The sequence below is a fragment of the uncultured Cetobacterium sp. genome, from assembly GCF_947038635.1.
Lineage (GTDB): Bacteria > Fusobacteriota > Fusobacteriia > Fusobacteriales > Fusobacteriaceae > Cetobacterium_A.
Window position 1 is genome coordinate 1 of record NZ_CAMQXC010000088.1, and the last position, 9,206, is coordinate 9,206.

General features: G+C 27.9%; 10 protein-coding genes. 1 reads left to right on the forward strand and 9 read right to left on the reverse strand.

All coding sequences use genetic code 11. From position 1 onward, the window contains the following. Positions 1-75: 75 nt before the first annotated feature. The 9 genes from frr to Q0V08_RS08625 all read right to left on the reverse strand — a co-directional run bounded on the left by frr (position 76) and on the right by Q0V08_RS08625 (position 8,487). Complete coding sequence (gene frr / locus Q0V08_RS08585; protein ID WP_185891051.1) at positions 76-636, reverse strand: ribosome recycling factor; 561 nt, start codon at positions 634-636, stop codon at positions 76-78. A 15-nt stretch (positions 637-651) separates the two neighbouring features. Then, a complete protein-coding gene (pyrH, locus tag Q0V08_RS08590) occupies positions 652-1,368 on the reverse strand; it encodes a UMP kinase (protein ID WP_185891049.1) in 717 nt (238 codons plus the stop codon). A 75-nt stretch (positions 1,369-1,443) separates the two neighbouring features. Continuing rightward, entirely contained in the window at positions 1,444-2,331 is an 888-nt protein-coding gene (gene tsf / locus Q0V08_RS08595) for a translation elongation factor Ts (RefSeq protein ID WP_023052244.1), read from the reverse strand. Between the two features lie 92 nt (positions 2,332-2,423). Beyond that, complete coding sequence (rpsB, locus tag Q0V08_RS08600; RefSeq protein ID WP_023052245.1) at positions 2,424-3,167, reverse strand: 30S ribosomal protein S2; 744 nt, start codon at positions 3,165-3,167, stop codon at positions 2,424-2,426. Positions 3,168-3,281: 114 nt separating this feature from the next. Further along, the gene (gene pgeF / locus Q0V08_RS08605) at positions 3,282-4,013 is read right to left on the reverse strand and encodes a peptidoglycan editing factor PgeF (protein ID WP_297433932.1); all 732 of its coding nucleotides are present in this window, start codon (positions 4,011-4,013) and stop codon (positions 3,282-3,284) included. Beyond that, the gene (aroF, locus tag Q0V08_RS08610; protein ID WP_297433934.1) at positions 4,004-5,023 is read right to left on the reverse strand and encodes a 3-deoxy-7-phosphoheptulonate synthase; all 1,020 of its coding nucleotides are present in this window, start codon (positions 5,021-5,023) and stop codon (positions 4,004-4,006) included. Before aroF ends, pgeF begins: the two co-directional genes overlap by 10 nt. A gap of 26 nt (positions 5,024-5,049) precedes the next feature. Further along, positions 5,050-7,830, reverse strand: coding sequence for an ATP-dependent DNA helicase (locus Q0V08_RS08615; protein ID WP_297433936.1), 2,781 nt, complete (start codon positions 7,828-7,830; stop codon positions 5,050-5,052). Between the two features lie 91 nt (positions 7,831-7,921). Beyond that, a complete protein-coding gene (locus Q0V08_RS08620) occupies positions 7,922-8,089 on the reverse strand; it encodes a 4Fe-4S binding protein (protein WP_023052384.1) in 168 nt (55 codons plus the stop codon). 134 nt (positions 8,090-8,223) lie between these two features. After that, positions 8,224-8,487, reverse strand: a complete 264-nt coding sequence (locus Q0V08_RS08625; protein WP_297433939.1) for a hypothetical protein — start codon at positions 8,485-8,487, stop codon at positions 8,224-8,226. Between the two features lie 213 nt (positions 8,488-8,700). On the opposite strand from Q0V08_RS08625, the gene Q0V08_RS08630 reads away from it, so the two are divergent. After that, the gene (locus tag Q0V08_RS08630) at positions 8,701-9,135 is read left to right on the forward strand and encodes a MarR family transcriptional regulator (protein WP_297433941.1); all 435 of its coding nucleotides are present in this window, start codon (positions 8,701-8,703) and stop codon (positions 9,133-9,135) included. The last annotated feature ends 71 nt before the right edge of the window (positions 9,136-9,206 follow it).

The following is a 9,206-nucleotide window of genomic DNA, read 5'->3' on the forward strand; positions in this document are numbered from 1 at the left end:
ATTTTTTAGTGGTTTATTCTTAATATTATATATTTTGCTTACAAAAAAAGAGAGCTAATTAGCTCTCTTTTTATACTATACAGTTGTAATCTCTTTTTCTTTTAAAGCAAGAAGTTGATCAATTGTTTTAATTGTTGCATCTGTTAACTTTTGAACATCATCTTCAAATCTCTTTAAATCGTCCTCAGTTATTTCTCCTTCTTTCTCTAACTTTCTTAAGTTGTTGTTCATATCTTTTCTGATATTTCTAACTGCAACTTTTCCATTTTCTGCTTCAGATTTAGCAAATTTTACATACTCTTTTCTTCTATCAGCAGTTAACTCAGGTATCATTAATCTAATAACTTTTCCATCGTTGTTTGGAGTTAATCCTAAGTTTGAAGTCATTATAGCTTTTTCAATTGTAGGTATTACTGATTTATCCCAAGGATCAATTACTAATAATCTAGCTTCTGGAGCTGATACAGTTCCAACTTGATTTAATGGCATTAATGATCCATATTGCTCTATTTTTATTCCATCTAACATTGACACGTTAGCTCTACCTGCTCTTATTGATGCAAATTTATGCTTTGTAGATTCGATAGCTTTATCCATTTTATCTTTACAATCATTCATTATTACTTGTGCGCTCATTTTACCCTCCTAAAATTATCCGTTTATTACTGTTGTTCCTATTTTTTCACCAAGAACTACTCTTTTTATATTTCCCTCTGTTAATGAATCAAATACAACTATTGGTAATTTATTTTCTCTACATAAAGATATTGCAGTTGCATCCATAACTTTTAAATCTTTATTTAAAACTTCTGTATAAGTAACTTCTGTATATTTTTTTGCATCAGCAAATTTTACAGGATCTTTATCATAGATTCCATCAACTTTAGTTGCTTTTATTACAACATCTGCATTAATCTCTATTGCTCTAAGTGCTGCAGCTGTATCAGTTGTGAAATAAGGGTTACCTGTTCCACCACCAAATATTACAACTCTACCCTTCTCTAAATGTCTTTGAGCCTTTCTTTTTATGAAAGGTTCAGCTACCTTTGGAATTTCGATTGCAGTTTGTACTCTTGTAGGTACTCCTAATAATTCAATTGCGTTTTGAAGAGCCAGTGAGTTTATAACTGTTGCTAACATACCCATGTGATCTCCAGTTACTCTGTCTATTCCTTGTTCAGTTCCAGATAATCCTCTAAATATATTACCACCACCGATAACTATTCCTACTTCTACTCCTAAGTCTGCTATCTCTTTTATTTGTTTAGCATATGAAGTTATTGTTTCTGAAGAGATTCCAAATTCTTGGTCTCCCATTAAAGCTTCTCCACTTAATTTTAATAGAATTCTATTATAAATTGGCTTCATCTCAAAACTCTCCTCTATTATCATATTTAGCTTAAAAAAAGGGGGTGCTAAGTCGCACCCCTATACTTTGTTGTATTACGCGTTAAGTTGAGCTGCAACCTCTGCTGCGAAATCTACTTCTTCTTTTTCGATTCCTTCTCCAACTTTATATCTAGCGAAAGAAACTACTTTAATATCTCCTGCGTACTCTGCAACTGTCTCTTTATTTTCAGCTTTTACGAAAATTTGGTCAACTAAACAGCTCTCTTCATAGAACTTGTTCATTTTTCCAACTAAAATCTTTTCGATAATTTGAGCAGGTTTTCCTTCAGCTTCTAATTGCTTTCTAGAAATCTCTCTCTCTCTATCTAAATCATCTGTTGTTACAACTGATCTGTCAACATATTTAGGATCCATAGCTGCTACGTGCATTGCGATATCCTTAGCTTTAGTGATGTTAGCTTCTGTTGCTTCTCCAGTCATCTCAACGATAACTCCTAATTTTCCTCCTAAGTGGTTGTAAGTAGTTACAAACCCTTCAGTAGTTACTTTTTCAAATCTTCTTAGAGACATATTCTCTCCGATTTTTGCGATTAAGTTAGTTATAGTTGTTTCAACTGTAACTCCATCAATCTCAGCAGCTTTTAAATCTTCAACAGTTTTGATCTCTGGTCTTAAAGCGATCTCTACCATTTTTGCTCCTAAAGCCTTGAACTCATCGTTTTTAGCAACGAAGTCTGTCTCAGAGTTGAACTCTAATACTACTGCTGTTTTGTTATCAGCAGAAACACCGTCAAATATTAATCCCTCTGCAGCTGTTCTTCCTGATTTCTTAGCAGCTTTAGCAATTCCTTTCTCTCTTAGTAAGTCTATCGCTTTTTCGATATCTCCGTTTGTTTCTCCTAATGCTTTTTTACAATCCATCATTCCAGCACCAGTTCTATCTCTTAGTTCTTTTACTAATTTTGCTGTAATCTCTGCCATTTTTTCCTCCTAAATTTTTAGAATTTCTACATATCTATATAGTACAAGGAATTGAGGGCTATGCCCTCAATTCCATTAAATTCAAGTATTTATTACTCAGCTGATCCTTCTTCAACAACGATTTCGTCGTTTGAAACTGCAGCGTTTTCTTTTCCTTGGTTTCCTTCGATGATAGCGTTAGCCATTACAGAAGCGATTAACTTTACTGATCTGATAGCGTCATCATTTGCAGGGATTGGGTAAGTTATTAAATCAGGATCTACGTTTGTATCGATCATAGCGAATACAGGGATTCCTAATTTAGCAGCTTCTACTACCGCTAAAGTTTCTTTCTTAACGTCTACTACGAATATAGCAGCTGGAACTTCTTTCATATCTTTGATTCCTGATAAGTTTTTAGAAAGTTTTACTAACTCTTTTCTGAAGTTAGAAGCCTCTTTCTTAGTGTATGCTGTATCTAATGTTCCATCAGCATCCATTCTTTCTAACTCTTTTAATCTCTCTACTCTAGTTTGGATAGTTTTGTAGTTTGTTAACATTCCACCTAACCATCTGTTGTTTACGTAGTACATTCCTGATCTTTCAGCTTGATCTTTTACAGCTTCTTGAGCTTGCTTTTTAGTTCCTACGAATAAAACTTTTCCACCGTTTGCTGCGATTTCTCTCATTACAGCATAAGCTTCCTCAATTTTCTTTAAAGATTTGTGTAAATCGATTACGTGGATTCCGTTTCTCTCAGTGAAGATGTACTTAGACATCTTTGGATTCCATCTCTTAGCTTGGTGTCCAAAGTGAACTCCAGCTTCAAGTAATTGTTTCATAGTAATTACTGCCATTTTTTAATTCCTCCTAATTTTGGTTATTTCTTCCACTGATCTCAAAACTAAACATCCCCTAAGGGCACCTTGTTTAGAAATAATCAATGTGCATTTTATTAGCAAATTATTGTATCACTTTTTTCTGTTTTTGTCAACAAATATATATGCTCCATTTCTTCCTGAACTCTCTTTTTCTCTTCTATATGAGTGAAAATTATCTCTATATGTACATATACTATTAGTTATTATATTTTTTTCCTGTACTCCAATCTTTTTCATAAGATTATAATTAAATTGCTGGTTATCAAAATAATATTTTTTTTCTTTTTTTAAAAAAACTTTTTCTAAAAGTTTCTCATTAAATTTACTCTTAAATTTCAAATAAAACTCTTCTGATACTTCATAATTCTCAAGTGATATTCCTATACCAAATGCTACTATAATATTTTTTAATTTACTATTAAATTCTTTTATCATCATCTCAACAGCTTTTAAACCAATATTTTCAAAGCTTCCTACCCATCCTGAATGAACACATCCAAAAGCGCCATTTTCACTATCATATATGTATATAGGCAAGCAATCCGCATATTTTGTAAATATAACTACATCATCTCTTTTCGTTATAAATCCATCTGTATCTTCTGAATAAGTTGGAGTTTCTTCATCTATAATCACAATATTTGATGAATGTGTTTGAAATCCTGAATAAATTTTTTTATCCTCTATATTTAATATAGAATTAATTTTATTTCTATCCTCTTCTTTTTTCACATCTCCAAAACTTTTAGTAGTATAAATTGCCTTTAATCCTAATTCTGAAAACTCTTCAAGCTCATAATAAAATTCTTTTTCTATAAACATTTTAAACTCTCTTTAAATTCCAACGTTTTTTTCATTTTTTTGCATAAAATTTCAAACTCTTGAAAATTTAAACTTTGCTCTCCATCAGATAAAGCACATACTGGATTTTGATGTATTTCTACCATTGCACCATCTGCTCCTGCTAAGATACACCCTAATGTCACTGGCTCAACTAAAGATTTTTTACCCGTTCCATGACTTGCATCTATTATAATTGGAAGATGAGATTTTTCTTTTAAAAGTGCTACACCATTTATATCTACAGTATTTCTAGTTGCAATTTCAAATGTTCTAATTCCTCTTTCACAAAGAATAACTTTTTCATTGCCAAAAGCAACTATATATTCTGCTGCCATTAAAAACTCTCTTATTGTGGCACTCAGTCCTCTTTTTAAAAGAATAGGTTTATTTGTCTTTCCTAGTTCCTTTAATAAGCTAAAATTTTGCATATTTCTAGCTCCAACTTGAAATATATCTGTATATTTATCTATCAACTCTATATCCCTAGTATCCATTACCTCTGTCACCATTATAAGGTCATATTTATCACATGCTTCTCTCATATATTTTAGGCCCTCTTCTCCTAAACCTTGGAAGTCATATGGAGATGTTCTTGGTTTAAAAGCTCCACCTCTTAAAAATTCTCCTCCATTTTCCTTTACAACTTTAGCAATTTCCATTATCATATCTTTATTTTCGATTGAACACGGTCCTGCCATTAGAATTAAATCTGTACCACCTATTTTTCTACCTTTTATTTCTATAAGAGTATCCTCTTTTTTAAACTCTCGACTAACAAACTTAAAAGGTTTTCCTATTTTTACAATCTCTTTAACTATTGAGAACTCTTTCAATTCCTCTTTAGTTAATCCACCTTTTTTTCCCATTATTCCTATTTTTTTTATACTACCATCTAAAACCTCTAAAGCTCCATGCCCTGTTTTTTGTATAAATTTCTTTAGCTCTAAGATTTCTTCAGATGTAGCACTTTCTTTTAACACTACATACATTTTTATCACCTAATTTTTTATTATTATTATATCATATTTATACCAAAACAGTGCTTTTTAAATTCACATTTTAAACATTTTTCTTCGGATAATCTTTTTTCTGAAAACACACCGTTAGATATCCGCTCTGTTATCAAATCAAAATCTTTTAAAATTTGTTCTTCATCTCCTAAATTATAAGGAACTTCAATTTTATTTTCATTTTTTACAAAATATATACATCCTCCTGAAACTTTCTTCTCACTATTCATTGATAATAAATAGCAATAAAGTTTTATTTGTGATATATAATTTTCTAAGCTTTCCTCATCTATATTATCTGATCCTGTTTTAAAATCTACAATTTTTAAATTGTCTCCATCTTGTATAATTAAATCTAATTTTCCTTCAATAGTATAACTACCTCTAAATACAAATAAATTCTTTTCAACATCTACTATTTTATTTTTCAACAAATCACCATTGTAATAATTTAAAATTTGTTCTAATCCTTTATTTAAAACTTCTTTATCTAAAAATAAATTCTCCTTCTTTTTCATAAATTCATAATCAGAATAGTATTTCTTTTGTATTTTCTCTGTATTTAAATCTTTACCATTTAATACAGAAATATTTAAATACTCAAAACTTTCATGAATTAAGGTTCCATAAAAATTTTCAATTGTTTTTTTTCTTTGAAAATCATAAATTTTATTTAATTTGTATCTATATGGACACTCTTTATATTTTAATAAGTCTCCCGTATAAGAATAACTATCTTTAATATCTATTATGCTTGTATTTTCTATATTTAACTCTGAAAAGTTTAAATCTCCAGATAATATATCTGGAATATTTTCATAAACTCTTTTAAATGGTAACGATGGTATCTGTCTTTTACCTTTGTTATTTTCTATACAACTTAAAATTAATAAATTTTTAGCTCTTGAGAAAGCTGTATAATATAATCTCCAAAAATCAAAATCTTTTATTCTGTATTCAGGCTCAAAATCATTATAAGCAATGTATTTTTTTTCTAACTCTTCATCATCATTCTTATCTGATTCAGGTACACTTTCTAAAGATCCTACTATTACAATTGGAAACTCTAATCCTTTTGATTGATGAATCGTTAAAAATGAAACTGCTCCTTTAGGAGCATATTCTTTTATATCTTCATATTCATCTACTCCATTTTGTTTTAAAAATTTCAAATGCATTGTAAAAAAATAATCTCCAATTTTTATTATATTTTCATCATTTAAATTTTGAATATTAGATATTTTATCTGCCTTTTCAACAATTTTTGAAAATATACCTAAATTATATAAAGCTCTATTTTCTAAAACACTATTCTCTTTATTTTCAAATATTTCTTTAAAACATTTTATAGAAATAATTTTATAATATAGATTTAAAAGATTTCCTATATTAGTATTTATATTTTCATATTCACTTTTTATTATTTCTAACTCTCTTTTTAACTCTTCATCTACTTTTATTTTTTTCTCTATAATATTTAAACATTTTTTGTAATAGTCTAGTATTTCTAATTTATATTCATTATTATAAACTTTACTATTTTCTCTTAATAGAACATAAAGAAAAGCACCTATAAGTAGTATAATTTCTTCTCTATTAAAAAATAGATTTGATCTAGGAGAATAGACACCAATTCCTCTATACTCTAAATAATGTGCTAAAGAAACTATTCTTTTGTTCTTCACAGATCTAAATAAAAAAGCTACTTGATTATAATCATTTATTTTTTTTGAATTTTTCATAAAAATTAAAAAATTAGCAATTCTTTCTTGCCATTTATTTTCAGAATTTTCCACAGATAATTTTACAACCCGTGTTCTATCTATATTTTTTTCTTTGGGTACTATTAGTTCTTTTGAATGTCTAAACTCATCCCAATATAAACTATCTATCCACTCTTTACAAAAATTAACAATATCTTTTTCTGATCTGTAATTTACTTCTAATTTAACAACTTTGCATATTTTTCCTACGCGCCCTTCAAATTGAAGAATATTCCTAATTGTAGCACCTCTAAATCTATATATTCCTTGATCATCATCACCAACTACACAGATATTTTGTTCTTTTCCACCTATTAAAAAAATTAATTTTTCTTGTATTGTATTTGTATCTTGATATTCATCAATCATTGTATATTTTATTTTACTTTGAAATTTTTTTAAAATTTCTAAATTTTCCTTTAAAATTCTATAAGCCTCACATTGAATCATAGAAAAATCTATAGTATTCTCTTCAAAAATTAACTTTTTATACATTAAATAACTTTGTGTTAAGAAACTATTATCATCTAACTCAAGTCCCTCTTCACTAAATTTATTAAACCATTTTATTAAATTTTCTCCAATTTTCCAATTAGTTAAATAATTTTTATTTTGAAAAAAATTCTTAAATCCATTAATTTCTTTAAAAAATTTTAATTTTGAAAAAACAAAAAATTTCTGATCTACATTATCTAAAATTCTATATCCTTTTTTTAAATTTGAATATTCTATATTCTCATCTATTATTTTTAAACAAATTGAATGAAGTGTTCCTATATACAATCCCTCTAAATATATTTTTTCATTTTTTAATCTATTTCCTATTCTTGTTGTTAATTCTCTTGCTGCTCTTTCCGTAAAAGTAGAAACTAAAATCTCCTCTGGTTTTATATTTTTTTCCTTTATCATATAAATCATTCTTTCAACTAAAGTTCTTGTTTTTCCAGAACCTGGACCAGCTATTATAAGTAAAGGTCCATTTATATTTTCTACAGCTTCTTTTTGGCTTAAATTTAAATTCATAATAACCGTCCTTTTTATTTTAGTATACAAAAAAAACAAAAAAAAATAAAGCTTAGGTTTTATACCTAAGCTTTAAACTTTAAATTAATAACTATGCTGTTATTGCTGATACTGGACAAACTCCTGCGCAAGCTCCACAGTCTACACAAGCCTCTCCAATCTCATATTTTCCATTAGCGTCAGCTGATATTGCTGATACTGGGCAAGTTCCTTCGCAAGCTCCACATCCAATACAAGTGTCTTTATCTATTACGTGCATTCTAAATACCTCCTGATTTTTTATGTTTCTATACTTACTATACCCAATTAAATGGAAAAAGTCAAGATAATTTGGTTGAAAAAAATACATTTTTTTCTAAAAAATTTGTATTACAAATCTTATAACAGACAAAACTAATCTTTTGAATTATCTTTTATCATTTCATTTCTTAATTCATCATTATTTTTAAATTCATTATGTAATTTTTCATAATATTTTTGAGTTGCTTCTTGAATAGAAACACCATTTTTCTTTGAATACGCTTCAATATTTTTTTGATCCATCTCTTGTCTTTCTTGTAAATTTTTCTCATAATCGAAAGATTTTTCACTTTCAGCAAAAGCTAGATTTCCTACTAATAAAGTCCCTACTAACATCATTAAATTAAATTTTTTCATTTTTTTCCTCCTCTAAACAATACATTTCAATTAATACACATATTTTTAAAATATTTTTGTTCTCTTTTCTTATATATATTTATTTTAATTGATTTTTGAACATATAAATAGATAGTATGTTCATATATGAATATTTCACCCTTTCTATTTACTTTTCTTATATTAAAAGGTATTATAAGATATATGTATAATTAATTTGAGGTTGGTGATTCTATGAAAAATAATGAAGGTTCTATTCTTCTCATTTCTGCAATTAATAAAGAAATAAATTTTCTTTTTGATAATTTTCTTTCAGAATTGGAAATAACTAAAACAGAAAGTATGTATTTACGATTAATTTATAATAACCCCGGAATAACACAATACGAAATATCAAAGTTAAGAAAAATTGAAAAATCTTTAGTCACAAAATATATTACTAATTTAGAAGACAAGGGATTGATTGAAAAAAAAATGCTTGATAAAAGAAAAAAAGGATTATATCTGATTGAAGATGGTTTAAAAGCTATTAAATTTATTGATGCTTTTATTCCAGATTTACAAGAGAAATTTAAAGATCTATTTACAGATGAAGAGTCTAAATCTTTCAATTCTTTATTAAAAAAATTAAAACTTCGTCTTGAAGAAGTAAATGAAAGAGGGATATAATTTCCCTCTTTTATAATTTACAAAAAATAAAAAAGATTGGCAACTTCCTATCCTCCCAGGGGGCTGCCCCC